Origin of the sequence: Thermus thalpophilus (assembly GCF_022760915.1) — a bacterium.
In the GTDB taxonomy this organism is placed as follows: Bacteria; Deinococcota; Deinococci; order Deinococcales; family Thermaceae; genus Thermus; species Thermus thalpophilus.
In genome coordinates, this window is sequence record NZ_JAKTNS010000032.1 from 1 (window position 1) to 25,900 (window position 25,900).

Annotated in this window: 32 protein-coding genes and 1 pseudogene; 9 read left to right on the forward strand and 24 right to left on the reverse strand. The window is 66.3% G+C overall.

All coding sequences use genetic code 11. The features are described from left to right. Window positions 1–84: 84 nt before the first annotated feature. Window positions 85–1,203 (reverse strand): annotated as a pseudogene (locus L0D17_RS13955) (ISAs1 family transposase). A 257-nt stretch (window positions 1,204–1,460) separates the two neighbouring features. Here L0D17_RS13955 and L0D17_RS10375 point away from each other — a divergent pair. Continuing rightward, entirely contained in the window at window positions 1,461–2,618 is a 1,158-nt protein-coding gene (locus L0D17_RS10375) for an RNA-guided endonuclease InsQ/TnpB family protein (RefSeq protein WP_243095065.1), read from the forward strand. A gap of 38 nt (window positions 2,619–2,656) precedes the next feature. Here the strand turns inward: L0D17_RS10375 and L0D17_RS10380 are convergent, their stop codons facing one another. The 7 genes from L0D17_RS10380 to L0D17_RS10410 are packed head-to-tail and all read right to left on the reverse strand — an operon-like array spanning window position 2,657 to window position 7,363. After that, entirely contained in the window at window positions 2,657–3,256 is a 600-nt protein-coding gene (locus tag L0D17_RS10380; RefSeq protein WP_243095067.1) for a DUF1932 domain-containing protein, read from the reverse strand. Window positions 3,257–3,262: 6 nt separating this feature from the next. Further along, window positions 3,263–3,454 carry an NAD(P)-binding domain-containing protein gene (locus L0D17_RS10385; protein WP_243095068.1) on the reverse strand — a complete coding sequence of 64 codons (192 nt, stop codon included), beginning with the start codon at window positions 3,452–3,454 and terminating at the stop codon, window positions 3,263–3,265. Beyond that, window positions 3,447–4,112 carry a 4-carboxy-4-hydroxy-2-oxoadipate aldolase/oxaloacetate decarboxylase gene (locus L0D17_RS10390; protein ID WP_243095070.1) on the reverse strand — a complete coding sequence of 222 codons (666 nt, stop codon included), beginning with the start codon at window positions 4,110–4,112 and terminating at the stop codon, window positions 3,447–3,449. Before L0D17_RS10390 ends, L0D17_RS10385 begins: the two co-directional genes overlap by 8 nt. 8 nt (window positions 4,113–4,120) lie before the next feature. Next, complete coding sequence (locus L0D17_RS10395; RefSeq protein WP_243095072.1) at window positions 4,121–4,831, reverse strand: PIG-L deacetylase family protein; 711 nt, start codon at window positions 4,829–4,831, stop codon at window positions 4,121–4,123. Next, window positions 4,828–5,739, reverse strand: coding sequence for a DUF6282 family protein (locus tag L0D17_RS10400; protein WP_243095073.1), 912 nt, complete (start codon window positions 5,737–5,739; stop codon window positions 4,828–4,830). The genes L0D17_RS10395 and L0D17_RS10400 overlap by 4 nt, the downstream gene beginning before the upstream one ends. Continuing rightward, complete coding sequence (locus L0D17_RS10405) at window positions 5,736–6,392, reverse strand: GntR family transcriptional regulator (protein WP_243095074.1); 657 nt, start codon at window positions 6,390–6,392, stop codon at window positions 5,736–5,738. The genes L0D17_RS10400 and L0D17_RS10405 overlap by 4 nt, the downstream gene beginning before the upstream one ends. Next, a complete protein-coding gene (locus L0D17_RS10410; protein ID WP_243095075.1) occupies window positions 6,392–7,363 on the reverse strand; it encodes a catechol 2,3-dioxygenase in 972 nt (323 codons plus the stop codon). Before L0D17_RS10410 ends, L0D17_RS10405 begins: the two co-directional genes overlap by 1 nt. A gap of 153 nt (window positions 7,364–7,516) precedes the next feature. On the opposite strand from L0D17_RS10410, the gene L0D17_RS10415 reads away from it, so the two are divergent. Continuing rightward, entirely contained in the window at window positions 7,517–7,798 is a 282-nt protein-coding gene (locus L0D17_RS10415) for an ATP-binding cassette domain-containing protein (RefSeq protein ID WP_243095076.1), read from the forward strand. On the opposite strand, the gene L0D17_RS10420 is transcribed toward L0D17_RS10415, so the two are convergent. The 16 genes from L0D17_RS10420 to L0D17_RS10495 are packed head-to-tail and all read right to left on the reverse strand — an operon-like array spanning window position 7,783 to window position 19,145. Next, window positions 7,783–7,950 (reverse strand): tautomerase family protein, encoded by a 168-nt coding sequence (locus tag L0D17_RS10420; protein ID WP_243095077.1) that lies wholly within the window; start codon window positions 7,948–7,950, stop codon window positions 7,783–7,785. The two genes, L0D17_RS10415 and L0D17_RS10420, sit on opposite strands and share 16 nt — an antisense overlap. Window positions 7,951–7,960: 10 nt before the next feature. After that, window positions 7,961–8,710 carry a 2-keto-4-pentenoate hydratase gene (locus L0D17_RS10425; protein ID WP_243095078.1) on the reverse strand — a complete coding sequence of 250 codons (750 nt, stop codon included), beginning with the start codon at window positions 8,708–8,710 and terminating at the stop codon, window positions 7,961–7,963. Beyond that, window positions 8,677–9,264, reverse strand: coding sequence for a Uma2 family endonuclease (locus tag L0D17_RS10430; RefSeq protein WP_243095080.1), 588 nt, complete (start codon window positions 9,262–9,264; stop codon window positions 8,677–8,679). Before L0D17_RS10430 ends, L0D17_RS10425 begins: the two co-directional genes overlap by 34 nt. A 9-nt stretch (window positions 9,265–9,273) precedes the next feature. Then, a complete protein-coding gene (locus tag L0D17_RS10435; RefSeq protein ID WP_243095081.1) occupies window positions 9,274–10,782 on the reverse strand; it encodes an aldehyde dehydrogenase in 1,509 nt (502 codons plus the stop codon). A gap of 11 nt (window positions 10,783–10,793) precedes the next feature. After that, complete coding sequence (locus L0D17_RS10440) at window positions 10,794–11,489, reverse strand: 2-keto-4-pentenoate hydratase (RefSeq protein WP_243095083.1); 696 nt, start codon at window positions 11,487–11,489, stop codon at window positions 10,794–10,796. Further along, window positions 11,486–11,680: a tautomerase family protein gene (locus tag L0D17_RS10445; protein WP_243095085.1), complete on the reverse strand. Its 195-nt coding sequence runs from the start codon at window positions 11,678–11,680 to the stop codon at window positions 11,486–11,488. The genes L0D17_RS10440 and L0D17_RS10445 overlap by 4 nt, the downstream gene beginning before the upstream one ends. Beyond that, the gene (locus L0D17_RS10450) at window positions 11,680–12,120 is read right to left on the reverse strand and encodes a DMT family transporter (protein ID WP_243095087.1); all 441 of its coding nucleotides are present in this window, start codon (window positions 12,118–12,120) and stop codon (window positions 11,680–11,682) included. Before L0D17_RS10450 ends, L0D17_RS10445 begins: the two co-directional genes overlap by 1 nt. Window positions 12,121–12,138: 18 nt before the next feature. Next, window positions 12,139–12,987 carry an alpha/beta fold hydrolase gene (locus tag L0D17_RS10455; protein ID WP_243095089.1) on the reverse strand — a complete coding sequence of 283 codons (849 nt, stop codon included), beginning with the start codon at window positions 12,985–12,987 and terminating at the stop codon, window positions 12,139–12,141. 15 nt (window positions 12,988–13,002) lie between these two features. After that, the gene (locus tag L0D17_RS10460) at window positions 13,003–13,995 is read right to left on the reverse strand and encodes a VOC family protein (RefSeq protein WP_243095090.1); all 993 of its coding nucleotides are present in this window, start codon (window positions 13,993–13,995) and stop codon (window positions 13,003–13,005) included. 20 nt (window positions 13,996–14,015) lie between these two features. Next, window positions 14,016–14,771, reverse strand: coding sequence for an SDR family oxidoreductase (locus tag L0D17_RS10465; protein WP_243095092.1), 756 nt, complete (start codon window positions 14,769–14,771; stop codon window positions 14,016–14,018). Continuing rightward, window positions 14,768–15,103 carry a cupin domain-containing protein gene (locus L0D17_RS10470; RefSeq protein WP_243095093.1) on the reverse strand — a complete coding sequence of 112 codons (336 nt, stop codon included), beginning with the start codon at window positions 15,101–15,103 and terminating at the stop codon, window positions 14,768–14,770. Before L0D17_RS10470 ends, L0D17_RS10465 begins: the two co-directional genes overlap by 4 nt. Continuing rightward, window positions 15,100–15,585: a flavin reductase family protein gene (locus tag L0D17_RS10475; RefSeq protein WP_243095095.1), complete on the reverse strand. Its 486-nt coding sequence runs from the start codon at window positions 15,583–15,585 to the stop codon at window positions 15,100–15,102. The genes L0D17_RS10470 and L0D17_RS10475 overlap by 4 nt, the downstream gene beginning before the upstream one ends. Next, entirely contained in the window at window positions 15,563–16,423 is an 861-nt protein-coding gene (locus L0D17_RS10480; protein WP_243095097.1) for an NAD(P)-dependent oxidoreductase, read from the reverse strand. The genes L0D17_RS10475 and L0D17_RS10480 overlap by 23 nt, the downstream gene beginning before the upstream one ends. Before the next feature lie 6 nt (window positions 16,424–16,429). Further along, window positions 16,430–17,473 carry a 4-hydroxy-2-oxovalerate aldolase gene (dmpG, locus tag L0D17_RS10485; RefSeq protein ID WP_243095099.1) on the reverse strand — a complete coding sequence of 348 codons (1,044 nt, stop codon included), beginning with the start codon at window positions 17,471–17,473 and terminating at the stop codon, window positions 16,430–16,432. After that, window positions 17,470–18,390, reverse strand: a complete 921-nt coding sequence (locus tag L0D17_RS10490; RefSeq protein ID WP_071676207.1) for an acetaldehyde dehydrogenase (acetylating) — start codon at window positions 18,388–18,390, stop codon at window positions 17,470–17,472. The genes dmpG and L0D17_RS10490 overlap by 4 nt, the downstream gene beginning before the upstream one ends. Next, window positions 18,372–19,145: an IclR family transcriptional regulator gene (locus L0D17_RS10495; protein WP_243095101.1), complete on the reverse strand. Its 774-nt coding sequence runs from the start codon at window positions 19,143–19,145 to the stop codon at window positions 18,372–18,374. Before L0D17_RS10495 ends, L0D17_RS10490 begins: the two co-directional genes overlap by 19 nt. Before the next feature lie 198 nt (window positions 19,146–19,343). On the opposite strand from L0D17_RS10495, the gene L0D17_RS10500 reads away from it, so the two are divergent. From L0D17_RS10500 to L0D17_RS10530, 7 genes are all read left to right on the forward strand, one after another. Next, complete coding sequence (locus tag L0D17_RS10500) at window positions 19,344–19,730, forward strand: carboxymuconolactone decarboxylase family protein (RefSeq protein WP_279231739.1); 387 nt, start codon at window positions 19,344–19,346, stop codon at window positions 19,728–19,730. Next, window positions 19,730–20,701 carry a catechol 2,3-dioxygenase gene (locus L0D17_RS10505; RefSeq protein WP_243095105.1) on the forward strand — a complete coding sequence of 324 codons (972 nt, stop codon included), beginning with the start codon at window positions 19,730–19,732 and terminating at the stop codon, window positions 20,699–20,701. Before L0D17_RS10500 ends, L0D17_RS10505 begins: the two co-directional genes overlap by 1 nt. A 66-nt stretch (window positions 20,702–20,767) precedes the next feature. Further along, a complete protein-coding gene (locus L0D17_RS10510; RefSeq protein ID WP_243095107.1) occupies window positions 20,768–21,958 on the forward strand; it encodes an ABC transporter substrate-binding protein in 1,191 nt (396 codons plus the stop codon). Between the two features lie 5 nt (window positions 21,959–21,963). Next, window positions 21,964–22,827: a branched-chain amino acid ABC transporter permease gene (locus tag L0D17_RS10515; protein WP_243095109.1), complete on the forward strand. Its 864-nt coding sequence runs from the start codon at window positions 21,964–21,966 to the stop codon at window positions 22,825–22,827. Further along, the gene (locus L0D17_RS10520; RefSeq protein ID WP_243095111.1) at window positions 22,824–23,783 is read left to right on the forward strand and encodes a branched-chain amino acid ABC transporter permease; all 960 of its coding nucleotides are present in this window, start codon (window positions 22,824–22,826) and stop codon (window positions 23,781–23,783) included. The genes L0D17_RS10515 and L0D17_RS10520 overlap by 4 nt, the downstream gene beginning before the upstream one ends. Then, window positions 23,758–25,224, forward strand: coding sequence for an ATP-binding cassette domain-containing protein (locus L0D17_RS10525; protein ID WP_243095112.1), 1,467 nt, complete (start codon window positions 23,758–23,760; stop codon window positions 25,222–25,224). The genes L0D17_RS10520 and L0D17_RS10525 overlap by 26 nt, the downstream gene beginning before the upstream one ends. Window positions 25,225–25,237: 13 nt before the next feature. Continuing rightward, on the forward strand, window positions 25,238–25,900 hold a 663-nt coding region (locus L0D17_RS10530; protein WP_243095114.1), incomplete at its 3' end, for a Rieske 2Fe-2S domain-containing protein.

The following is a 25,900-nucleotide window of genomic DNA, read 5'->3' on the forward strand; positions in this document are numbered from 1 at the left end:
GCCCATCAGGAGAGAGATATACACCCGTCCTCCTGACCTTTGCAAGGCAAGCCCACCTTGGCGGGGGGCGGGCAGACTTGACCGCTATACCGCATAAAGCCCCAGGAACCTGAGGGCGGAGAGGGGATGGAAGGAGAAGGCCTCAAGGGCCGCCTTCTTCCCCCTCACCCCCTTACGGTGCAAAAGGGAAACCAGGTACCCCCTCAGCACCGCCAACACCCAGGCCCCCACACCCCGCGCCTGGCACCCGTCCTCCCGCAAAAGCACATCCCGCACCCAGAAGGAACCGTTCTCTATCCCCCACCGCCCCACCAAAAGCTCCCCCAACCGCCTCGCGTCCGCCACCTCCGCCCCCAAGCTCGTCAGGGCATAGCTCACCCCCCGCCGCACCTCCCCCGTCCCCTTGTGCACCACCTCCCGCTCCAACCGCACCACTTGTTTCACCCCAGGAAAGGCCCGCATCGCCTCGGGCAAGTACGGGGAGGCCCACACCCGGTACCGCCACACCTCCCCGTCCCGCTCCCGCCTCCACTCCGCCTCCGTCTCCCCGGGCAGCCGCCCCTCCTCCATCCCCTTGAACACCTCCACCGCCCACCCCAACAGCCCCCTCTGGTTCCCCTTCAGGACCAAGAGGTAGTCCCCCTCTTTTCCCGGATGGCCTCTGCCACCTCCGGGTACAGGTACCCCGCGTCCCCCACCACCACCTTCCCCGCCAACTCCTCCGCCCCCAAGGAGGCCAGAAGCCGCCGCAGGGCCTCCGCCTCCCTCCCCTCCGCCTGGGCCTGGGCCAGGGTGGTCCGCAGGTGCAGGGCCAAGACCTCCACCAGGCGCACCTGGGGGGATGGTCCCTTGCGGCTCCCCCTTAGGGTCTTCCCGTCCACCCCCCACACCCCTTCCCCTTTCGCCTCGGGGAAGAGGGAGAGGAGGGCCCGTTGGAGCGCCCCTGGGTCCAGGCGGTGGAGGAGGGTGGTGAGGGCGTAGTGCCCCGGGGGCTTTGCGCAGGCCCAGGTGGGGGAGGAGGTGAGGGTTGGCGCGGGCGAAGCGGGCCACGCCGCGGCTGCTTTGCCCGAGGGCAAACACGTTCTGGGAATCCACGCGGCGGAGGAAGGCCAGGAGGATGAGGGCCAACAGGCCCCACAGGGGGTATTGCCGGTTCTTGCCCCGGGGGTCGGGGACTTGGGCCAGTGCCTCGCGTAGGGTCATGGGGTTAGGGCTACCTCAAGAGATGCATAGCGGTCAAGTCTGCGGGATGCCGAGACGGTTAGAAAAGAGGGGGTGTGGGGGCTATAATCCCCCGGTTTTCAAACCGGGGATACATGGACCCCCACGCGCTCCGAAGGAGCACATGTATAGCGAGCGACGGATGTACTATCATATGCAAGTGCCGAGTAAGCGCACCACACGCCATAGCCAGTTCAATCTAAACTACCATCTGGTATTCACCCCCAAGTACCGCGGGCATGCGTAAAGCCTTCAAATACCGCCTTTACCCCATCAAGCCCCAGGCCAAGGACCTGGAGCGTGCCCTTGAGCTCTGCCGCCAGCTCTACAACGCCGCCCCCCAAGAGCGGCGGGAGGCCTACAAGAAGGCGGGCAAGACGGTGGGCTTCTACGAACAGAAGCGCTCCTTGCCGGAGGTACGGGCTGCCCTGCCGGAGTACAAGCGCCTCCACTCCCAGGTCCTCCAGGATGTGCTCCACCGGGCAGACAGGGCCTTCCAGGGCTTCTTCCGCCGCCTCAAGGGGAGGAAGGGCAAGGCGGGCTTTCCCCGCTTCAAGGGGAAGGGACGCTACGACTCCTTCACCTTCCCCCAGGCTTACGCTACTGGGGTCAAGCTTCAAGAAGGTGGAAAAAGAGTTTTCCTTTTTGGTATTGGTTCAGTAAAGCTTAAGCTTCATCGACCCTTAGCGGGTAAGATAAAAACTGCCACCATCAAGAGAGAAGAAAAAGAGTGGTATATCGTCTTTGTTTGTGAAGCAGAACCTAAGCCTTTTCCTCCATCTGAGGAAGCTGTAGGTATTGACTTGGGTACGAATCCGTATTTTCTGGTCGCCTCCAATGGTGAAAAGATAGAGGCGCCACGATATTACCAAAGGACGCAGAAGAAGCTAGCCGAAAAGCAAAAGGAGCTCTCCCGCAAGCGGCGGGGAAGCCACCGCTACCTGAAGGCTAGGGAGGGACTGGCCAAGTTTCACCGGAAGGTTGCCCGGCAACGGCGGGACTTCCACCACAAGGTTGCCCGGAGCTTGGTGAACCGCTATGGGACCATTGTTCACGAAGACCTGAACGTCCTCGGTCTGGCCCGCAGCCGCGCCGCCAAAGGGGTGCTGGACGCGGGCTGGGCGCAGTTTCTTTCCATCCTCGCCTACAAAGCGGAAGGTCACCGCGTGAGCGGTAAGGTTCTAGCTGGTAGGCGGGTTGTGGGGGTAGACCCCAAGCACACGAGCCAGGACTGCCCGGTGTGCGGTCATCGGGAGAAGCGTCCCCTGTGGGTTCGGGAGTTCACCTGTCCCGCTTGCGGGACCCTCCTGCACCGGGATGTAGCCGCCGCACAGAATGTCCTGGCCAGGGCCTGGGCGGGGCCTTCGGGGAAGGGTGTGGCGGGGGCCATACCTTGAACCGAGAAGCCTCGGACTTTAGTCCGAGGAGTCGTCACCTAAATCTGCTCCTCGCCGCTGGAGAAGAGGTCAGCCAGCGTGGCCAACTGCTCCGCCGCCGCCCTGGCCACCCTGGGCTCCACCCCCGCTTCCAAGAGGAGCTCCGCCGCCGCCAGCATCTCCTCGTGCCGCCTCCGGGCGTGGCGGAGGCTTCCCTCCACCAGGCGGTCCACCAGGCCCTCGTCCGCCTCCCTCAGGCTTTGGGCGATGTTGGCCTTAACCTCCGCCTCCAGGCCCAGGCGGCGCGCCGCCTCCAGCGCCTCCACCACCGCGGCCGCCATGCCCTTGAAGAACACGCTCCGCAGGAGCTTGCGGGTGGCCGCCTCCCCCGCCTTCTCCCCCACCACCTCCACCACCGCCCCCAAGGGGCCCAGGCGCTCCCGGTACAGGGGTGCCCCGGGCCCCGAGGCCAGGGAAGGGGTCTTAAGCCCCTTGCCCGGCACCGGGCTCATCAGGGCGATGTCGGCAAAGAGGGCGCCGGTGGGCGAGAGCGCTTCGGCGAGGGCGCGCTTGAGCCGGGGGGGTGCGGTGTTTAAGTCGGCGTAGACCGCGCCCGGGGCCAGGACCGGGGCCACCTTCCCCGCCACCTCCAGGGCCACCCGGGCTCAGTTCACGGAAAGGACCACCTGGGCCCCAAAGGCCGCCTCCCTTTCGCTTTGGGCCCGGAGGATACCCGGCACGTCCTTTTCCGGGACGGGGTCGTAGCCCACCACCTCCGCCCCCGCCTGGAGGAGGTCGCTGGCCAGGGCCGAGCCCGCCTCCCCCAGGCCCAGGACCGCCACCCGCAGCCTAGCCATCCTCCCCCCTGAGGCGCGCCGCTTCCTCCAGGTGCTCCGCCACCCGCTCCCTGAGGCCGTAGAGGTCCAGGGAGAGCTCCCCTTGGGCGAAGCGCCGCCTGAGCCCCGCCTCCCGTTCCGCCCGGGCGCGGGCCTTGGTCAAGACCTCCTGGGCCCGCTCCCGTGGCACCACCACCACCCCGTCCCCGTCCAGGACCAGGTAATCCCCCAGGCGGACCTCCACACCCCCCAGGAAGACGGGAACCCCCAGGCCCAGAAGCCTTTCCCGCTTGGCCCCCCTTGGGCTCACCCAGCGGGCCCAGACGGGAAGCCCCAAGCCCTTTAGCTCGTCCGCGTCCCGCACCGCCCCGTCCACCAGGAGGGCCTTGGCCCCTTGGGCCTTGGCCTGGGTGGCCAGAAGCTCCCCCACCAGGGCCACGGGCTCCGGCTCCGGCTGGGCCAGGACCAGGACCTCCCCCGGCCGGAGGGCGGCCATGGCGGCGTGGGCCCCCAGGTTATCCCCCGGAGCGCAGAGCACGGGGAAGGCGGGGCCCGCCGCCCTCGCCCCCTCGGGAAAGCGCAGGAAGGGAATGGGAATGAGGCCCTGCCGCCCCGAGGCCTCGTAGACCGTGGCGCTCCCCAGCTCCGCCAGCTCCCGGATCTCTTCCGGCGTGAGCATGCTCCCCCCTAAAGGCCCCGCACCACCTGGGGCAGGACGCGCTGGAAGGCCTCGGCCCTCTCTATGTCCTTGAGGCCCGAGATCCTCCGGGCGTGGTTGGCCCGGTGCTCCGCCCGCTCGGCGTAGTAGCGCTGCAGGTACTTCTGCGAGGCGAAGACCTCCATGGCGGCCCGCTTCCGCTCCCACACCGGGGTGATGTCCAGGAAGAGGTTGGGCACGAAGCCGCAAAGCTCGGGCTGGTGCGGCTCAAAGAGGAGGAACTCGGGGGGGCGGATGGTCTGGAAGGCGCTGGCCACCCCCGCCCCCGAGGCCAGCTGCCGGGCCAGCTCCGTGGCCTCGTAGGCCACCGGGTGGTCGGGGTTGAAGGGGTCCTTGGGGGTGTGGGTCATGAGCACGTCGGGGGCGAAGTCCACCAGGATCTCCACCAAGCGCCCCAGGGCCTGCTCGTCCACCCGCAAGGGGTAGTCCCCCAGGTCCAAGGGCACGAACTCCGCCCCCAGGATCTCCGCCGCCCGCCTGGCCTCCGCCTCCCGGATGGCCTTCACCCGCTCCAGGGTCTGCCCCGGTTCCTTCCAAAGTTCCCCCGACTCCCCCCGCTCCCCGTAGCTCAGGGCCACCACCAAGGCTTTACCCCCCTGGGCCACGGTGAGGGCGATGGCCCCACCCGCCCGCCACACGAAGTCCGCCGCGTGGGCGCTCACCACCAAGAGGCGCTTCACCCCTCACCTCCTTTTGCCAAACGCGTGGGCACGGTCACCGCCATATGCCGCACCTCGTCCTCGCTGAAGCCCGCCTGCAGGAGCCGCTCGGCGAAGAGGGCCAGGCCTTCCTCCACCGGCGGGTTTTTCGGCTGGCCCAAATCGGTGGAGAGGAAGCTCTGCTCCACCCCCGCCTCCCGGATGGCGCGAAAGAGCGCCTCCCAGGGAACCTTTCCCGTGTGGGAGGGCGCGAAGCAACGCTCCAGGTAAACCCCCTGGGAGGCCAGGTAGCGCTGGTCGCCCGTGGAAAGGGCCTGGGTGGGGTAGTCGGGGTGGGTGACCACCACCTGGGGCACGCCCTCCTCTAGGGCTGCCTCCACCACCTTCAGGATCTCTTCCCGGGAAAGGTGGCCCGTGGCCACCACCATGCGGTGGCGGGCGGCCACCTTGAGCACCGCCCGGGCCTCGAGGCTGAGCTTTCCGCTGGCGTCCAGAACCCCGATGGGCGGCGGCAGTAGCCCCACCCCCCGGAACTCTTCCTGAAGCCTCGCCCATTGGGGCCTCTTCTCGGCGGGAAGTTCCTCCACCTCCCGCGCCTCGTTGGCTGCGTCCACCGTGGGAAACCAGAGGAAGCGCGCCCCAGCCCGGGCGGCGATCTCCACCGCCAAGGGGTTGAGCCCCCCCACCCCGTGGTTGAGGACGATGGCCCCCAGAGCCTCCACCCCTGGCACCGCCCGCCGCACCACCGCCGCCCTCTCCGCCGTGGGGGCGTAGTGGGACTTGAGAACGAAACCCTTCAGGCCCACCTCCCCGAAGCGGCGGGCCAGGGTGAGGTCGTCCGTCTTTCGAGGGAGGATGTCGGGCTCCACGTGGACGTGGAGGTCGTAGGCCCCCTGTACCAGGGCCCAGGCGCGCTCGCTTGGCCTCATGCGCCACCTCCCCGCGCCTGGTGAAGGGCGGCCAGGACCCCTTGCAGGTGCTCCCGCATGGCCCTTTCCGCCCCCTCCTCGTCGCGGGCGGCCACCGCCTCCAGGATCCGCGCGTGCTCCTCCAAGGAGCGCTGGGAACGGCCAGGAACCAAGACCGTGCGGTACTGGTGGCGCACCCCTTGCGCCCTTAGGGCCTCAATGAGGCGCTTGGCGGTCTGGTGCCTCGAGGCCTCCACCAGGGCCCGGTGGAAGGCGGCGTTCAGCTCGGACATGCCCAGAAGGTCCCCCTGGGCAAAGCGCCCCCGCATTGCCTCCAGGATCTCCCAAAGCTCCGCCACCTCCTCCGGCGTGGCCCGCCGGGCGGCGTAGCGCACCGCCAAGCACTCCAAGGCCATGCGGGCCTCCAGAACCTCCACCGCCTCCTCTTCGGAGATGGCCCGCACCCAGGCCCCGCGGTAGGGGGCGCTTTCCACCAGGCCGTCCTGCTCCAGTTTGGCCAAGGCGGTGCGGATGGCCGCCCGGCCCAGGCCGAACCGCTCGGCCAGGTCCTTTTCCACCAAGCGTTGCCCCGGGAGTAACTCCCCCTTGAGGATGGCCTCCCGCAGGGCCTGGTAGGCCTGGTGCACCTCGGTGGTCCGCTCCGTGGCCGGCATCACTCCTCCTCCACCGGGGGGACCCCGTAGGTGTGGAACGTTTCCACTGTCTTTAGGCCCCAGGCCTGGCCCCGCTTCCGCTCCTCCTCGTTCCAGATGATGGGCTTCCAGTCGGGGGCGAGAAGGAGGCGCGCCCCGGGGCAGGCGATCTCAAAGCGGCACCCCCCGGGCTCGTACACGTAGAGGAAAAAGGTCTGCTGGATGGCGTGCTTGTGGGGCCCCGTTTCAATGAAGACCCCATGCTCCAAGCAAATGTCCGCCGCCCGCAAGACCTCCTCACGGCTGTCCACGGCGTAGGTGAAGTGGTGAAGCCGCCCCTTCGCCCCCAGGTGGTCCTTGGTCACGGCCACATCGTAGGTCTTGTTGTTGCAGGTGAGCCAGGCTCCCTGCTCGCTCCCGTCGCTGAAGATGATCTGTTCCGTGACCTTCATGCCCAGGTAGCCCTCCATAAAGGCCCGCACCGCGCCCACATCGGAGGCCAGGAGGTTGATGTGGTCTAGCCGCCTCAGGTTGGCCCCTTTACCGGGGAAGCGCGAGGCTTGGTTCTTGAGGGCGGGCCGGGTCGCCTCTGTGGGCGCGTACCAAACGGTTTCATAGTAGACCTCCATCAGGTGCCCATCCGGGGTGCGGAAGCGGTAGGCGGGCCCGTGGCCCAAATCCCCTTCCGTCCACCCCTCCCCGAGGCCCGAAGCCTCCAGGGTCTTCACCCGCCGGGCCAGGGCCTCGGGGCTCTTGACGCGGAAGGCCAGGTGGCCCAGGGCGGGCTTTTTGCCGGCGGTGAGCTTGAGGGTGTGGAACTCGTAGTCGTCCCAACCCCTCAGGTAAACCGAATCCCCTTCCTGGCCGCTCACCCCCATACCCATGACCTCCGTGAAGAACCAGAGGCTGGCTTCCGGCTTAGGGGTGATGAGCTCCAGGTGGGATAAGTGGGCCAGGTCGCCGTAGGGCCAGCGCGCGTACTCTCCTTCCATGGAAACCCCCTCGAAGCCAGGCTACCCTAACGTCAACGATATTGTCAACAATTTTCGAGGGAAGGGTTCGCGATAGCGGAACGCCCCGGATGTTCAAGGTTGGGGCCCAAATCACACCTTGACAGAACAGGTGCGAGCGGAGACCAGCAACCCATGGTGGTCCTGGCCCGGGCCCTGGTAGCCAGGCCCCAATACCTTCTCCTGGAAGAACCCACCCTGGGCGTCCCTCCCCTCTTGGCCAAACGCCTTCTCACCACCTTAAGGACCTTCGCTGCGCAAGGGGTGGGCGTTCTCTTGGTAGAGCAAAACGCGGGGCTGGCCCTCCAGGTAGCCCAGCGGGCGTACCTCCTGAAAGAAGGCCGCATCGTGGAGGAAGGCCCCGCAGAAGCCTTTCCCCACGACCCGGCGGTGCGCGAAGCCTATTTGGGAGGCTGATCCTTCCGCTCTTCCAAAATGAACACCCGAAGCCTTCCCGGGGGCGTACCCAAGACCTCCTGGAAGATTTTCTCCGCCTCTTGCTTTAGAGCCTCCTTACGCTCTTGGGTCAAGGGCTCCTTCGCCTCCACCAAGACCTCCAACATCGGCATGGTCCACCCCCTAGACAAACCGCAAAGAAAGCGCTCTTCCCCCCGTTCCCACCAGGGTGAAGAGGTCCCCGGGCTGGACCGCCTGCACCGGGGCCCAGGCCCCGGACATCACGATCTCCCCCGGTTCCAGGGCAACCCCGAAAGCAGCCAGGGCGTTGGCCAGCCAGGCCACCGCCCGAGCCGGGTGCCCCAGGCAGGCCGCCCCCACCCCCTGCGCCACCATCTCCCCGTTCTTGTAGAGCACCAGGCCCAGGGTGGAAAGGTCCTCCTCTAGAAGGGCCTTCTCCCACGGTCCCACAAGGAAGGCCCCAAAGGAGGCGTTGTCGGCGATGGTGTCCTCTATCCGGATCCGCCAGTCCGCTATCCGCGAGTCCACAACCTCCAAGGCGAAGGCCACCGCCTCCGTGGCGGCCAGCACCTCCTGGGGCGTCACGTGGGGGCCCAGGAGGCGCCTCCCGATGAGGAAGGCCAGCTCCCCCTCCACCCGGGGCTGGAGGAAAAGGGAGGCCTCCACCTCCGTCCGCTCCCCCACCCCCAGGAACCGGCTTTGCCAAAGGTGGCCGAAGTCGGGCTGGTCCACCCCCAGCTGCGCCTGCACCGCCTTGGAGGTGAGGCCGATCTTGTGCCCCACCACCCGGTCCCCCTTGGCCAGGCGCAGGGCGTTCCAGGCCTCCTGCACCCGGTAGGCCGCCTCCACACCCTTTAGGCCCCGCTCGGAAAGGGGTTCTATGGGGACCCTCTCCTCCCAGGCCCGCTCCATTTCCTCAGCGAAGGTTTCCACGTTGATAGCACCCCTTCGTACACCTCGTCCAGAGAGAAGCGCACCGGGGGGCAGGCGAGGTCCACCTCGGTAAGCTCCCGGTAGACCCATGCCTCCCCTTCCCGAAAGTACCCTTCCGCCCGCCGCTCTCGGCTGTCCAGGAGGAGGTAGGCCTTAAGGGAAGGAAGCCTCAGGTAGGCCTGTAGCTTCCTCCCCCGGTCCATGGCCTCGGTGTTCTCGAAGAGAATCTCCACCACCAGGCAGGGGTGTTCCTCGTAGCGGGGGTCGGCCGAGGGCTGGCAGACCACCATGAGGTCGGGGTAGAAGACCTCCTCCCCCACCCTAAGCCGCATGTCCGCCACGTAGGCCTCGCACCCGGCCCGCAAGGCCGCCGGGGCGATGCGCAGGAAGAGCCGGGTGAGGAGGCGGTTGTGTTCCCGCCCCGCCCCGGCCATGGCCACCCTCTGCCCCCGAACCAGCTCGTGCTTCTCTTGGGCAGCCTCCTCCAGGGCCAAGTAGGCCTCCAGGCCAAGCGCTTCCCTCCTTAGGGCCATGGTTCCAGTCTAGCGGTTGGCGATGCAGACGTTCTTGGTCTCGTAGTAGAACTCGTACCCGTAGTGCCCCCCCTCGCGGCCGATGCCCGACTGCTTCGCCCCGCCAAAGGGCACCCGCAGGTCCCGCACGAACCAGTCGTTCACCCAGACCGTGCCCACCTCCAGGGCCTCGGAAACCCGCACCGCCTGGCCCACGTCCCGGGTCTGCACGATGGCGTTCAGGCCGTAAGGGGTGTTGTTGGCAAGCTCTATGGCCTCCTCCTCCGTGTCAAAAGGCAGGACCACCACCATGGGGCCGAAGATCTCCTCCTGGCAGACCTTGTCCGAGGGCTTCACGTCCACCACCACCGTGGGCTCCAGGAAGTACCCCTTGTCAAAAGGGTGGGGGAGCTCGGGCCGCTTCCCCCCCGTGAGGATGGTGGCGGTCTCCCGGGCAATCTCCACGTAGGACATGACCTTCTGGAGGTGCTCCTCGGCGATGAGGGCCCCCATCCGGGTCTCGGGGTCCAGGGGGTCCCCCACCTTGAGGGACCGGGCCGCCGCCACCAGCCGGTCCACGAAAGCCTGGTAGATGGAGCGCTGCACCAGGAGCCGGGAGCCCGCCAGGCACACCTCCCCCTGGTTGAAGAAGCTCGCCCGCAGGGTCACCTCCACCGCCCGGTCCAGATCGGCGCTCTCAAAGATGAGGTTGGGCGCCTTCCCCCCGAGCTCCATGGAAAGCCGCTTCAGGGTGTCGGCGGCGTTCTTCATGATGATCTTGCCCGTGGTGGTCTCCCCCGTGAAGGAGATGAGGCGCACCAGGGGGTGCTTGGTGAGGAGTTCCCCAGCGGAGTCCGGCCCGAAGCCGTGGACCACGTTGAAGACCCCGGGGGGAAGCCCCGCCTCGTGGGCGCAGCGGGCGAGGAGCCACGCCCCCAAGGGGGTGAACTCCGCCGGCTTCAGGATGGCGGTGTTGCCGAAGGCCAAGGTCGGCCCGATCTTCCAGGTGGCCAGCATGCTGGGCATGTTCCACGGGGTGATGAGCGCCGCCACCCCCACGGGGAAGCGCAGGACATAGTTGATGTAGCCGTTTTCCATGGGGTAGGCCTCGGAGCCGTGGGTCACGGCGAAGTCGGCGAAGAACTCAATGTTGTTGGCCATGCGCTCCACGTACCCCAGGCGGTTCTCGTGGATGGGCCGCCCCACGTCCAGGCTCTCCAATACCTCAAAGACGGGCTTGTACTCGCGGATCTTCTCGGCGAAGCGGCGGAGGTAGGGCCTCCTCTGGCTCGGCGGCATCTTGCCCCACCGCAAGAACGCCTCCTGGGCCGCCGCCACCGCCTGCTCCACCTCCTTCTCCCGCCCTTCCGGGGCGGTGCCGATCACCTCTCCCGTGGCAGGGTAGATCACGGGAAAGAAGTTCTCCCCCCGCACGAACTCCCCGCCAATGTAGTGGGTAACCTCCAGGGGCAACTCAAAGGGAAAGCCTAGGGCCTTAAGCCGCTCCACCGTCTCCTTGTAGATTTTTGCCTCCACCATGGTTCACCTCCCTACTCCACCCGGGCGAGGAGCACGCCCCCCTCGCCCCAAAGCTCCAAAACCCCACGGGTAAGGGGCACCGCCGCGGCCGGCGAGCCCAGGAAGACCACCTGACCCCCCTTAAGACCCCCCACCCGCTCCGCCAGCCAGGAAAGCCGCTCGCCAGGGTCCCCCAAGGCCTCCACAGGACCCTCCGCCACCCTCTCCCCATTCAGGTAGAGGCGAAGAACCCCTCTGGGAAGTCGGCTGTACCGCTTGGCGCCCAGAAGAAACCCGCCCCCTGAGGTGTTGTCCGCCACCACCTCCGGGGCGGTGAAGCGGTACCCCTCCCATACCGAGTCCAACACGTCCACCGCCAGGAAAAACCCTCCAATGGCAGCGTGGGCCCGGCCAGAGGAAGCGCCCGCAGGCAAGTCCTCCTTCAAGACCACCGCCACCTCCGGCTCCACCCTGGGCTGGATAAAGCGGCCAAGAACAGGGCTCTCCAAAAGCATCCCCGGGTGAACCCGGCCAAAGGTCGGCTCGGAAAGCCCCATCTGCCGCTGCTTGGCGGCGGAAACCAAGCCCAGCTTGTACCCCTTGAGGGGACCCGGAAACAGGGCCTCCTGGATGCGGTAGGCCCCCTCCAAGTCCACGCCCCAGTCCCGCCCACCAGAAAGGGTTTTCCCCTCCCTCCGGGCCCAGCGCACCGCCTCCAAAAGCGTCATCCCCCCTCCTTGTCGGAAAAGAGCACGCCCCCAGCCGCCCACTGGTCCCGCCGCACCTCGTAGAGGATCACCCGGACCTCCTCATAAGGCTCACCCAGGAGGCGGGAAGCCATCTCCGTGAGCCGCTTCAGCAGCTCCCGCTTCTTCTCCAGCGGGCGGCCTTCCAACAGGGTTACTTTTAGGACGACCATCAGTACCTCCGGATTAAAAGCATCCCCAAGATGAGCAGGGCTACCCCAAGGATGCGCATGGGATTGATCTCGTGCCTGGGATACAGGAGGCCAAAATGGTCCAGGAACAAGGAGGCCAGCAACTGCCCAGTAATGACCAGGGCAAAGGTCAGTAGCGCCCCTAGCTTCGGCGCAAAGATGATGGAGGCCACCACGTAAAAGGGTCCCAGAAGCCCCCCCACATAGACCCACCCAGGCGCCCCCAGGGCTTTCCCCCACGGCCAGTTGGGCCCCGCCAAAAGCCAAGCAAGCCCAAACAAGGCCACGGTCCCCACGCCAAAGGAAACCAAGGCGGAACGCACCGGGTGCTCCAGTACCTGGGCCAAGCGGGCGTTTACCCCAGCCTGGATGGGCAACATCGCCCCCGCTAGGAGAACCACCACGTAGTATATCCAGGTCATGGCTCGCCCCTCGCCCGATCAAGAGCCTCCCAGTTCCCCCCTCAGGAAGCCCCGCACCAGGAAATGGAACTCCTTCGCCCGCTCAATCTGCACCCAGTGGCTGCACCGGGCCACCAGGTGCACCCCGGCGTTGGGCAGGTGCTCCGCCAGGTACAGGCTCGTGGTGTAGGGGACAATCCGGTCCTGGAGCCCATGGATGATGAGCACCGGGTGGGGGATCCGCCGCAGGGCCGAAGCCGGCACCACCAGCTGGTCAATCGCCTCCTGCCTCGGCCTCGGCCACATCGCCTCAAAGCTCCGCCGCACCTCCGGCCGCAACGCCGCCTCCAACCGCATCCGGGCAATCTCGTCCAAGCGGTCGGCGATAAAGCCCTCGTCGTAGGCAAACCAGCGGATGGCGTTGCGCATGGCGCTCAAGGTGGGGTCCTCGTAAAAGCCCCAGATGCGATCCAGCTCGGGCGTTAGGGCAAAAGGACCCCCAGCCGGCCCCATCAGCACCACCCGCCCAAACCGCCCCGGAGCCTCCAGAAGCAGGTGGAGGGCAATGGCCCCGCCCAAGGAGTTCCCCACCAGGTGGGCCCGCTCCAAACCCAGGGCGTCCAACAGGGCCAAAAGCTGGTCCACCCAAAGCCGCATCCACCCCCGCACCCCCCGGGGGGGCGGGTCCGGATGCTGGCTCTCCCCGTACCCCACCAGGTCCGGGGCCAGGCAGAGGTAGTCCCTCCCCAGTTCCGGCAAGGCCAGCTGCCAGTTGGACCAGGCCGTGGCCCCAGGCCCCGAACCGTGAATGAAGAGCACCGCCTCCCCCTCGCCCTCCCGGTACAAGTGGGTGGTGTAGGCGCCCGTGGTAACCTTTTGCCTCTCCATCCCGCCTAACCCCCTTTAGCCCACCCTCACCCCGGGCCGCCGCACCCCCGTGGTCCGGCTGAAGGGGTGGTCCGGTTGGGTCTGCGGGTCCCAGCGGTCCCCCCACCAGAACAGCCCGTCCACCAGCTCCTCCGGCCGCCACTCCAAAGGCTCCCAGTCAGGGTCCAAAATAAGGTAGCCCCCGCTGAAAAGCTCCAGGAGGTGGCCGCTGAAAGGGTCGCGAACATAGCTGTAAAAAGCCTGGCTGATCCCGTGCTGCCCCGGCCCTAGATCCGGAAGAATCCCGTGCTCCTTGAAGATGGTCAGCCCCCGCAGCACGTCCTGCCAGTTGTCCAGGTAGTACGCCACGTGGTGGAACCGCGGACCCTGGGTGGCCCCGTCAAACATCACCGCGATGTCGTGCACCAAAGGCGTCACGCTCATCCAGGCCCCAAGCCGGAGGTTGGGCAGCTGGATGTACTCCCGCACCTTGAACCCCAGGTGCTCCACCAGCCAGTCGTGGGTGGGCGTCGGGTCCTGGCCCCCCGTCCACAAGTTCACATGGTCGATCCGCCGGGGCGATACCCCCCGCCGAAAAGCTGGGTACACCTGGTTCTTCAGCCGCGAACGCAGCCCCTCCGGCGCCTTGGGCTTCTCCACTTGGTAGTAGATCTCAAAGGGGTGTCCGCTCGTCGGCACAAAGAACCGGATGGCGTACCCCTGCCCAGCCTCGGCCCCAGGCTCCACCTCCTCCACCTCCACCCCCTGCGCCCGCAGGTGGTCCCGAAACGCCTCCACGTCCTCCGGGCGGCGCGTCCGCCAGGCCACGTGGTGGAGCTGCGCCTCCTCTCCGCGCATCAGCACCAGGGTGTGGTGCTCAAAGTCCCCCCAGGCCCGCAGGTACACCTCCCCCTCCCGCCGCTCCACCTCCTCCAGGCCCACAATGTCCCGCCAAAACCGCAGGGAACCCTCCAGGTCCGGCACCTCCAAAGCCACGTGACCCAGCTTCGCCACCTCCAACGAACCCATCCCCCTCACCCCCTCCCCCCTCAGGTCGCCACCACGTACCCCCCGTCCACCAACACCTGCTGCCCCGTCACGTACCCGTTCCGCTCCGAAAGCAAAAAGGCCACCACCTCCGCCACCTCCTCCGCCTTCCCGTACCGTCCCAACGGTATCGACCCCGTGGTCCGCGCCGCCACCTCCTCCACCCCTACCCCCTCCCGCGCCGCCTGCCCCCGGTTCCACTCCGCAATCCGCTCCGTGAGGATGTACCCCGGCGCCACCGCGTTGATCAGGATCCCCTCCCGCCCCAGCTCCAAAGCCGCCGTCTTCAAGGCGTTCACCAAAGCCGCCCGCAAAGCGTTGGACAGCACGATCCCCGGATAGGGGCTCTTCACCGTAAACGAGGTGATCGCCACCACGCGCCCGCCCCCGCCCCTCCGAAACAGGGGCACCGCCAGCCGCAAAAGCCGCAAGGGACCCACCACCATCCGCTCAAACCATTCCCGCCACTCCTCCTCCCCCACCTCCATAAACGCCTTCACCGGCGGGCCCCCGTGGTTCAGCAGAAGGGCGTCCAGCCGGCCGATCCGCTCCGCCACCTCCACAAGCCGCCTCGCCGTCCCCTCCTCCTTTAGGTCCCCGGCCACCCCCACCGCCTTGTACCCCGCCGCCTCCAGCCGCCGCACCGCCTGGGCAGGGTCCCGGCTGTTCACCACCAGGGTGTACCCCTCCGCCCCAAGGCGTCGCGCCACCGCGAAACCCATCCCGCTGGACGCCCCCGTCAAGACCGCCACCCTCATCCTTCCTCCACCCGCCGCAAAAAGTCCTCCCGCACCGGGTGGAAGAGGTCAAAGAACACCGCCTCCTCCAAAACCTCCGCCTCGTGCTCCATCCCAGGCGGGATATGGACCACCTCCATGGGGCCCACCTCCCGCCATTCCTCCCCCACCCGGAACCGCAACCGCCCCGAAACCACCAGGGTCATCTGCTCGTGCGGGTGGCTGTGGGCCGGCGCCCTCGCCCCCGCCGGCGCCTCCACCCGCACCGCCATCAGCCTCTCCCCCGCAAAGGGCCGCAGCGTCATGGGGCCCAGGGCAAACCCCTTCAGCGCCCACGTCTTCCCTACCCTCATAGCCCCTCCCCCAACCCGTGGTACCGGCCCCCGAAGAAGAGCAAGGGCCTTCCCTCCCCGTAGCCCAGGTGCTCCACCTCCCCGATGAACAGGGTGTGGTCCCCAGCCGGGTGGGCCTCCACCACCCGCGCCACCACGTGCGCCAGGGCCCCCTCCAGCAAGGGCACCCCCAGCACCTCCCGCCACACGGGCTGAGCTTCCCCCACCCCCCGCCCAGCAAAGTGGTCCGAGAGATCCCTTTGCCCCTCCGCGAGCACGCTCACCCCGTACCGCCCCGCCTCCAGCAAAAGGCCGTGCGTCCGGGCCCTCCGGTCCACGGACACCAGCACCAGGGGAGGGTCCAGGGAAACCGAGAGGAAGGCGTTGGCCGTCATCCCGTGCACCCCCTCCCCCGTCCGCACCGAAACCACCGTCACCCCCGTGGCGAACCGCCCCAGGGTCTGCCGAAACAAGCGGGGATCAAGGGGTTTGGATTCCCGCATGGCCCTCCACCACCTCCAAAAGCGCCGTCCAGTCCTCCTCCCCAAGGCCCCGGGCTACCCCCTCCAAAAGCCGGTCCAGGAGGAGGTGGGCCAGGGGAAGGGGGGTTGCCGTGCTATCCCCCGCCTGGTGGATGAGCCGCACGTCCTTAAGCCCCAGCCGCAGCCGGAACCCCGGCGGGCTAAAGCGCCTCTCCAGCAGGATGCGGCCGTAGTTCTCGTAGACCGGGGACCGGAAGAACCCCCGCACCACCTCGTAGAACGCCCGGCGTTCCACCCCGTTCTTCTCCACCAGGACGTAGGCCTCCGCCAAGGCCTCCAGCATGGCCGCGATGAGGAAGTTCCCCCCAAGCTTCACCGCGTGCGCCTGGTGGGGTTCTTCCCCCACCACGTACACCTCCCGCCCCAGGGCCTCCAGGAGGGGCCTCGCCTCCGCCACCGCCCCAGGGTCCCCCGCCACCACGATGCGCAGCTCCCCCGCCGCCGCCGCCTCCGGCCGCCCGAACACCGGGGCCGCCAGGTAGCGCCGCCCCGCCTCCCGGTGCCGCGCCACCAAAGACCGGGAGTAGGGCACCCCCAGGGTGCTCAGGGCGATGTGCAGGCCCCCCTCGGGTAAGCCCTCCAGGATCTCGGGGAGCACCGCCTCCGTGGCCGCGTCGTCCGCCAGCATGCTGAGGACCAGCCCCGTCCGCGCCGCCTCCCTAGGGGTGGGGACCAGGGTGAGGCCCGGGGCCTCCTTGGGGGTGCGGTTCCACGCCAGGACCTCGTAGCCCGCCTGGGCCAGGCGCCGGGCCATGGGGAGGCCCATGTTGCCGAGGCCGAGGAAGCCGATCCGTCTCATGTCCCCTTACCCCGCCACCGCCCCCGCTTCCCGTTCCTTGAGCTCCAGGGCCACCCGCAGGATCCAGTCCTCCTGCCCCGCCACCGCCTGGCGCCGCCCCAGTTCCAGGAGGATCGCCATGGGGTCCACCCCCAGTTCCTTCCCGATCCGCTTGGCGTGCAGGAGGAAGGTGGAGTAGACCCCGGCGTACCCGATGGCGATGGAGTCCCGGTCCGGGTAGGGCTGGAAGTGCAGGATGGGCCCCATCACGTACTCCGCCGCGTCCAGGAGCTTGAAGACGTCCAGCCCCGGGTTGAGCCCCGCCTTGTCCAAAACCGCCGCCAATACCTCCGTGGCCGCGTTCCCAGCCCCCGCCCCGTACCCCCTTAAGGTCCCGTCCACCCAGTCCGCCCCAGCCGCCAGGGCCGCCAGGGTGTTCCCGAGGGCCAAGCCCAGGTTGTTGTGGGCGTGGAAGCCCACCTGGGCCCGGGTAAGGGCCCCCTTCAGGGCCTTCACCCGGGCGTAGGCGTCCTGGGGCAGCATGGCCCCCGCGGAGTCCACGATGTACACCACGTCCGCCCCGTAGGACTCCATGAGGCGGGCCTGTTCCGCCAAAAACTCCGGCGGGCGCATGTGGCTCATCATGAGGAAGCCCACCGCCATGAGGCCCATCTCCTTGGCCATCCCGAAGTGCTGCTCGGAGATGTCCGCCTCCGTGCACTGGGTGGCGATGCGCACCATCTGGATCCCCGCCTCCACCGCCTCCCTCAGCTCCTTGCGGGTCCCGATCCCGGGAAGGAGCAAGGCCGCCACCTTGGCCCGCTTCACCTCCTCCCGCACCGCCCGGATCAGCTCCAGCTCGTCCACGCGGGAGAAGCCGTACTGCAGGGAGCTACCCCCAAGCCCGTCCCCGTGGGCAACCTCTATCCCATACACCCCAGCCTCGTCCAAGGCCCGGGCGATGGCCCTGGCCTCCGCCACCGTGTACTGGTGCCGGTGGGCGTGGGAACCGTCCCGCAAGGTGGTGTCCACCACCACCGGCGGCTTGGCCCCTTCTAGGTCCCAGCTCACGCCACCACCTCCCCCACCGGCTTCCCCAAAAGGTGCTGGGCGAACACCTCCCCCACCCGCCGCGCCGAAGCCGTCATGATGTCCAGGTTCCCCGCGTACCTCGGCAGGTAGTCCCCAGCCCCCTCCACCTCCAAAAGCATGGACACCACCGTCCGCTCCCCCCAGGGCGTGGGCAGCCGCTCAAACACCGGGTCCGCCTTCAGGCGGTACCCCGGCACGTAGGCCTGCACCTCCCGCTCCATGGCCCGCACGCTGGCCACAATGGCCTCCCGCTCAAAAGCCTCCGTCTCCGGGACCACCCGCACCGTGTTCGTCATGATGATGGGCGGCTCCGCCGGGTTCAGGATGATGATGGCCTTCCCACGCCTCGCCCCACCAATCGCCTCCAGGCCCCGGGCCGTGGTGAAGGTGAACTCGTCGATGTTCTGCCGCGTCCCAGGCCCCGCGGAGCGGGAAGCCACCGTGGACACCATCTCCGCGTACAGGGCCGGCACCACCCGGTGCACCGCGTACACCAGGGGAATCGTGGCCTGGCCCCCGCAGGTGATCAGGTTGACGTTCTCCTTGTCCAGGTGTTCCTTCAGGTTCACCGGCGGCACCACGTACGGCCCCCGCGCCGCCGGGGTCAGGTCAATGGCAATCTTCCCCGCCTCCCTCAAGAGCTTGGCGTGCCGCACGTGCGCCTTGGCGCTGGTGGCGTCAAAGACAATCCGGATCTCCGGCCTCTCCAAAAGGTACCCGATCCCCTCCGGGCTCGCCTCCAAACCCAAGGACCGGGCCCGCGCCAAACCCTCCGAATTCGGGTCTATCCCCACCACCGCCACCAGCTCCATGTGCCCAGGGTCCTTCAAAAGCTTGTACATCAAATCGGTGCCGATGTTGCCTGAACCGAGAATGGCTACCTTGACCTTGTCCATGCTGGCTCCCCCATGTACCCGAGCCGCTCGGAAACGGCACGGGTGGCCTCGAGGATGGCCCTCCGGTACTCCTCCTTCATCCGCTGGAAACGGTAAAAGGGCACGGAGAGGCTCATGGCGGCGATGACCTCTCCCGTGTGGTCACGGATGGGAGCGGCCACGCAGCAAAGCTCCGGCACCACCTCCTCGATGTCGTAAGCGTAGCCCCGCTCCCGCACCGCCTGGAGTTCGGTTTTGAGCTCGTCCAAGGTGGTGATGGTGTTGGGGGTAAAGGCGGGCATCCCCCGTGCCGCCAGAATCCTTTCCACCTCCTCCCAGGGGCGGAAGGCCAGGAGGACCTTCCCCACCCCGCTGCAGTGGGCCGGGAGTTCCACCCCTATTCCGGTGTTCACCACCCGCACCGCCCGGGTTCCCTCCAGCTTCTCCACGTAGACCACCCGGCCGCACTCCAAAACCGCCAGGTGGGTGGTCTCCCCGTAGCGGGCCACCAGCTCCTCCATGGCCCGACGGGCCTCCTGCCGCCAGGAGCTCGTGGAGAGGAGCACCTGGGAAAGGGCGAGGATGCGCCAGCCCAGGCGGTACCGCCCCTCCCGGCTGCGCTTCAAGAGCCCAATCTGGCTCAGGGTGGCCAGGAGGGAATGGGCGCTGGACTTGGGGATGCCCAGGGCCTTGGCCACCTCGCTCACCCCCCACTCCGGGCGCTCCTGGGAAAAGAGCTCCAACACCTCGCCGACCTTCTGCACCGTTCCCAGCATGGGCCTCACCTCCAAGGGTAGCCGTCCCGGGACCTTTGGCCGAGGGCCTGTTTCAGGATAGCCGAACTCATCGTTCTATATATCCGAACAAGAAGCTTGTGCCCTTGCGACCGTCCGCCCTAAGGTGAAGGGGACGCATCCCAGGTCGCCCGTCTGGGTCCCAAGGAGGTAAGTACGGTGCCAAGACCAGAGTTCCGCATGCCCGAGGAGGAACTGGAGAAGCTTCGCGACCGCTACCGCGAGCTCATCGGCTTCGTGCCCCCTAGGATTCAGGCCCGGACCGACCTTCTGGCCCGGCTGGACCCGGAAACCTTAAGGCTGCAGGAGGAGCTTCGGGCCCGGTTGATGTATCCCCCTTGCTTTGACGTGAAGACGGCCCAGCTCATGCTCTTTGGCATGCTCCTGATGGACCTCTCGGATGCCGCTAGGCTCCACGCCATCGCCGCCCGGCGGGCCGGGGCCAGTTACGAGGAGCTCAACGCGGTGGTGGGGCTTGCCTTCCTGTTCCGGGGGCTGCCCGCCGCCAACCGCGGGGCTGAGGTCATCCAGGAAATCCTCCGCATGGAGGAGGAAGGGAGGCTTTGATGGAAGGGTTTGATGTGGTGCAGCTGGCGCATGCGGAGATCCTGACCCCCAACCCGGAAGGCACCTTGTGGTTTTTCACGGAGCTGTTGGGCCTCGAGGTCACCGCCCGGGAGGGGCAGTCCGTCTACCTTCGGGCCTACGAGGACTGGTACCACCACACCCTCAAGGTCACCGAGGCCAAGGAGGCGGGCTTAGGCCACATCGCCTGGCGGGCCGCCTCGCCCCAAGCCCTGGAGCGCCGGGTGAGGGCCCTGGAGGCTTCCGGCCTAGGCAAGGGTTGGAGCGAAGGGGACCTCGGCCACGGGCCCGCCTACCAGTTCACCACCCCGGACGGGCACCGGATGGAGCTCCTCTTTGAGGTGGAATACTACGAGGCCCCGCCTGAAAAGCGGAGCAAGCTCAAAAACCGCCCCTCCAAAAGGCCCCTGAGGGGCGTGCCGGTGCGGCGCCTGGACCACGTGAACTGCCTCTGCTCCGAGGTCACGCCCAACCGCCGCTTCTTTGAGGAGGTCCTCGGCTTCAAGCTCCGGGAGCAGAAGGTGCGCGGGGAAGGGGAAGAGCTCGGTGCCTGGCTTTCCGTGAGCCCCCTGGTGCACGAAATCGGGCTCATGCGGGACGCCACCGGATCCAAAGGCCGCTTCCACCACATCGCCTTCTGGTACGGCTACCCCCAGCACCTCATGGACCTGGCGGACCTCTGCGTGGAGTATGACGTCCGCATCGAGGCGGGCCCCGGCAAACACGGCACCACCCAGGCCTACTTCATGTACGTGTTTGAGCCGGGCGGCACCCGGGTGGAGCTTTTCGGTGACACCGGCTACCTGATCTTTGACCCCACTTGGAAAACCGTGGTTTGGGACGTGACCAACGTGAACGACTTGGAAAAGAGCACCATCTGGTTCGGCGGCCAGCTCCCTCCTACCTTCTACACCTACGGCACCCCACCGGTCCGGGAGGAGGTTTCTCGGTGAAGACAAGATTGTTGACGGTTTCGTTGCCCATATGCTAAGGTGGGGACCACGCTCAAGGAGGCTAAGATGAGCAAGGTAAACCGCAGGCAGGTGGTCAAGGCAGGCTTGGCGCTCGCTGGCGTTGCGGCTTCCTCGCGCTTCTCCTTCGCCATCGCCCAACGGGAGGAGCCCATCCGCATCGGGGTGGTCCTCTCCTACTCCGGACCCTATGCGCGGTTGGGCCAAGAAATCACCCGGGGCATGGAGCTCTATCTGGACAAGGTGGGTTACCAGGCGGGGGGCCGCCGCATTCAACTTCTGAAGGAAGACGAGGAAGCCGATCCTGCGGTGGCGTTGCGAAAGGTCCGCAAGCTCGTGGAGCAGGACCGGGTGCATCTTCTCACAGGTATCATCCTCTCCTCCTCGGCCTACGGCGTCCGGGATTACGTCCACGAGCGTCAGATCCCCCTTATCGTGGCCAACGCAGCGGCCAACGGCATCACCCGGGAGCGGCGGAGCCCCTTTATCTTCCGCACCTCCATCAGCGCCTGGCAGCAACACTACCCCATGGGCCCGTGGGTGGCGAAAAACGTGGGCAAAAAGGTCTTCCTGCTGGCTCTTGACTACGCCTTTGGCAAAGAGGCCACCGCCGCCTTCAAGGAGGGCTTCTTGGCCTCTGGGGGAGAGCCCGTGGCGGAGCTATACACCCCCTTGGGCTCCACGGACTACAGCGCCATCATCTCCCGCATCGCCGCTGCCCGTCCGGAGGCCGTGCATGCGGTGCTCTCGGGCAGCGACGCGGTGATCTTCATGCGCCAGTTTGTCCAGTTTGGCCTCAACCAAGCCGTGAAACTGGCCGTGAGCGGTGAGGTGACGGATGAAAACGTCCTCGAGGCCATCGGGGACGCGGCCATCGGTGCCAAGAGCGGCGACCACTGGGTCTACACCTTGAACAACGCTGCCAACAAGGAGTTTGTGCGTGCGTATAGGCAAAAGTACGGCGGCGTGCCCAACCACTTTGCCGTCCGGGGATACGACGCCATGCAGTTCATCGTGGACGCCCTCAACGCTGCCCAAGGAGATGTGAGCAACAAAAATCGCCTCCTTACCGCCTTCAAGAGCGCGAAGATCATCAGCCCCAGGGGGTTTGTGCAGATCGACCCGGAAACCAATAATGCCACGCAGCATCTGTACGCGCGCGAAGTGGCCCGGATTGATGGCATCCTGACCAACCGGCTCCTGGCAGACCTGGGCGTTGTACGCGATCCCGGTAAATAGGTATCATGCTTCTCCTGCTTTTGACCCAACTTCTCAACAGCTTAGCGTTCGCCATGCTCCTGTTCCTCTTAGCGTTAGGCCTTTCGCTGATCTTCGGCGTGGCCCGCGTGGTGAACCTTGCCCACGGCGCCTTTTACATGTTGGGCGCCTACTTTGGGCTGGCCCTGAGCGGCTCTCTGGGAAGCTTCTGGGCCGCCTTGATCGTTGTTCCGTTAGCGGTGGGCCTTCTCGGGGTGTTGGTAGAACGGTACCTGTTGCGGGGCCTGCAAGGCCGGGAGCTGGAACAGGTCCTTTTGACCATTGGGCTTGGCTTTATCCTCGCCGACGTCCTCAGGGCAACGTTTGGGGCCGCCATCCGCTCCGTGCCCCCACCTCCAGAGCTTTCCGGCCCGCTTTTTCTCGGCGCATTCGTATACCCCAAGTATCCCCTCTTCGTCCTGACCCTCGGTATTCTAGCCTTCCTTGGGGTACGGATTGTGTTGACCCGCACGCCCTTCGGCGTCCAGATCCGGGCGGTCACCGCCGATCCTGCCATGGCCAGCGCCCTGGGCATCCCCCCTCACCGCATTAGCCTTTGGACTTTTGGTGTGGGAACCGCTTTAGCAGGCCTCGGTGGGGTCGTGGGGGCCCCCTTGATCGCCCTGGCGCCCGGATTGGACGCCCAGATGACCCTGTACGCCTTAATCGTGGTGGTGATCGGCGGCCTGGGGCGCATAGAGGGCGCCTTTTGGGGTGCGCTTCTCCTGGGGATCGTGGACGGCTTCGGTCGCCTCTTCTTCCCCCAAGCCGCCATGTTTCTGATTTTCGGATTGATGGCCCTCGTCCTCGCCCTTAAGCCGGAAGGCCTTTTGGGACGGAGGACCGCATGATGGCGCAGCAACCCAAGGAGGCATGGAAGCATCGGTCAAGCTGGGTCCTGCTGGCACTTCGGGGTGGCTTGCTGGCCCTCTTCCTGTTGCCCCTGCTTGCCCAAGGGTATGTGCTTTACCTCTCCACCGAAGCCGCCCTCTTCGGCCTGGCTGCTGTGGCGTTAAGTTTCATCTTGGGGCACGCCGGCATCCCATCGCTCGGTCAAGCAGCGTTTTTGGGCATAGGCGCCTATGCCTTGGCCTTGTCGGTTAAGGCGGGCTATCCCCTGCTCCTCGGCTTGATCCTGGCTCCTTTGCTGGCCTCGGCGTATGCCTTCCTCACGGGCCTTCTTCTCTTCAGAACCCACGGCATCTTCGTCCTTATGCTCACTTTGGCTTTCGGCCAAATGGTTTACAGCGTGGCCCACAAATGGAATTCCCTGACAGGGGGAGACGACGGGTTAAGCCTATCTGGTCCTGGCATAAATCCCGTAATTTTGCATCTCGCTGCCCTTGCCGCCCTAACGGTGGCGATTGTTAGCCTTCGCTTCTTGCTTTCCTCCCCTTTTGGCAAGACGTTGGAAGCTATACGCCAGAATGAGGAAAAGACTCGTTCCTTGGGGGTGCCCTCTTTCCGCTTTAAGCTCATCGCATACGTGCTGGCAGGGGCGCTAACGGGGTTAGCCGGAGCGGGTCTTGCGCTCCACCGCACCTTCGTGAGTCCCCATGACCTCTTCTGGCTGTCCTCTGCCACCCTAATGGTGATGGTGCTCTTGGGGGGAAGCCGCGGGCTCTACGGAGCGGCCTTTGGCGCGGTCCTCTACACCTTTATCCAGGCGTGGGTGAGTTCCTTCACCGAGCTTTGGGGCATCTTTGTTGGCCTGCTCTTGATCCTCGCGGTGTTATTCGCTCGGGAAGGGTTCTGGCCCCTGTTAGAACGCCGCCTTGGAGGTGAGCGTGGAAGCGCTCAGGGTTGAGCGGATCAGCAAGGCCTTTGGCGGTGTCCTCGCCTTGGCCAGCGTTTCCCTTTCGGTGGAGCGAGGGGAGCGCCGGGCCATCATTGGGCCCAATGGAGCCGGTAAAAGCACCCTCTTTAAAGTGATCGCCGGGGAACTCAAACCCAACCAGGGCAAGGTGTACCTCATGGGACGCGAGGTGACCGGCTACCCCCCCGAGCGGGTGAGCCGTTTGGGATTAGGCCGGACCTTCCAGCGCTCCAGCGTATTCCCAGAGCTCCCGGTCTGGGAGAACGTGGCGCTCGCCAAGAATGCTGCTGAGGGTAGGGCGGGGGTCGCTCGTGAACGCCTGCGGTGGGACGGAGCAACCCAGGAAATCCTCGACCAAGTGGGCCTCCTTCCCCGCGCTCAGGATATGGCTGGAGCGCTCTCCCACGGGGAGAAGAGGCAGCTGGAAATCGCCATGGCTTTGGCGCAGCGGCCCAGCGTGCTCCTGTTGGACGAACCTCTCGCAGGGCTCTCGGGGGCGGAACGGGAACGCATCGGCCGCTTGATCCAGCAACTCCCCGCCCAGACCACCGTGTTGCTGGTAGAACACGATTTGGACTTCGCCCTGAATTTCGCCCACCGTGTTACGGTTTTGCACTATGGCCAGGTAATCGCGGACGGCGCGCCGGAGACGATCCGGGAAAACCCCGAGGTTCAAGACATCTACGTGGGCGGCGAGTGGGCGCCGCCACCCCTTGGAAGCGGCGTCGGGGAGGATAAGGACGTAGTTCTAGAGGTGCGCCAGCTGGTCGCTGGCTACGGAAACATGCGGGTCCTGCAAGGGATCTCGCTTAAGGTCCGGGCTGGGGAAGTCGTCGCCCTCCTGGGACGCAACGGCATGGGAAAGACGACGCTCTTAGGTAGCCTCATGGGGCTGGTTCCGGTGCAGGAGGGTGAGGTCATGCTCAAAGGCCAGCCTCTCACACAGCTACCGGCACACCAGCGGGCAGCCCTCGGCCTAACCCTGGTACCTCAGGGGCGCCGCATGTTCGAAGGGCTGAGCGTGGAGGAGGAACTTCGCCTGGCCGCTTGGGGGAGCCAAGGAGCTTGGACAGTGGACCGGGTACTCGAAGCTTTTCCTCGGCTGCACGAGCGGAGGAGGAGCCCCTCCCGGGCCCTCTCCGGTGGGGAGCAACAAATGCTGGCCATCGCCAGAGCCCTGCTTCGCAATCCCCGCCTGGTACTCATGGACGAACCCACGGAGGGTCTTTCCCCCCTTATGGTCCGCCAGGTGGCGCAAGTGGTGCGGACCCTGAAGGAGGAGGGGGAAACGGTGCTTCTCGCCGAACAAAACGTACAGATGGCCCTCTCCGTGGCAGATTACGTTTATATCTTGGAGCACGGCCAGATTGTGTGGGAAGGAAGCCCCGGCGAACTCAACGAAGCCGTGCTTCACAGATATTTGGGCGTTTAGGAGGTGACCCGTGGTGCCCGTGAAACGGGAAGAGGTGCCCAAAATAGTCCAGGAGCTGGCAGAGGGTCTGGAGCAGGGGTTGGTTCCAGCGGGGATCTTCAATGACCCGGAGGTTTTCGAACTGGAGAAGGAGCGTATCTTCTCGCGCTCCTGGATCTTCTTGGCCCACGCTTCCGAGATTCCAGCACCGGGTGACTATGTTTTGCGCTACATCCTCAACAATGCCTTTATCGTTGTCCGCGGCGAAGATGGCCGTATTAGGGCCTTCTTGGACATGTGCCGCCACCGGGGGATGCGGGTTTGTCGGGCGGAAATGGGGAATGCAAGCCACTTCCGCTGTCCCTTCCACGGCTGGACTTACCGCAACGACGGAACCTTGGTGGGCGTACCAGCGGAGCGGGAAGCCTTCGGCGAGGGTTTTCAAAAGTCGGAATGGGGCCTTTTCCCGATCCCGAAGCTGGCGGAGGTGGATGGGCTTATCTTTGGGAACCTGGACCCCGGAGCGCCCTCGTTGGAGGAATGGTTGGGCGATGCGCGGTGGTACCTCGAGCTGGTAACCCGCCGAAGCCCAGCTGGCCTCGAGGTCCTCGGACCCCCACAACGCTTTGTTGTCAACACCGACTGGGCTTGCCTTGCAAAGGTCAGGAGGACGGGTGTATATCTCTCTCCTGATGGG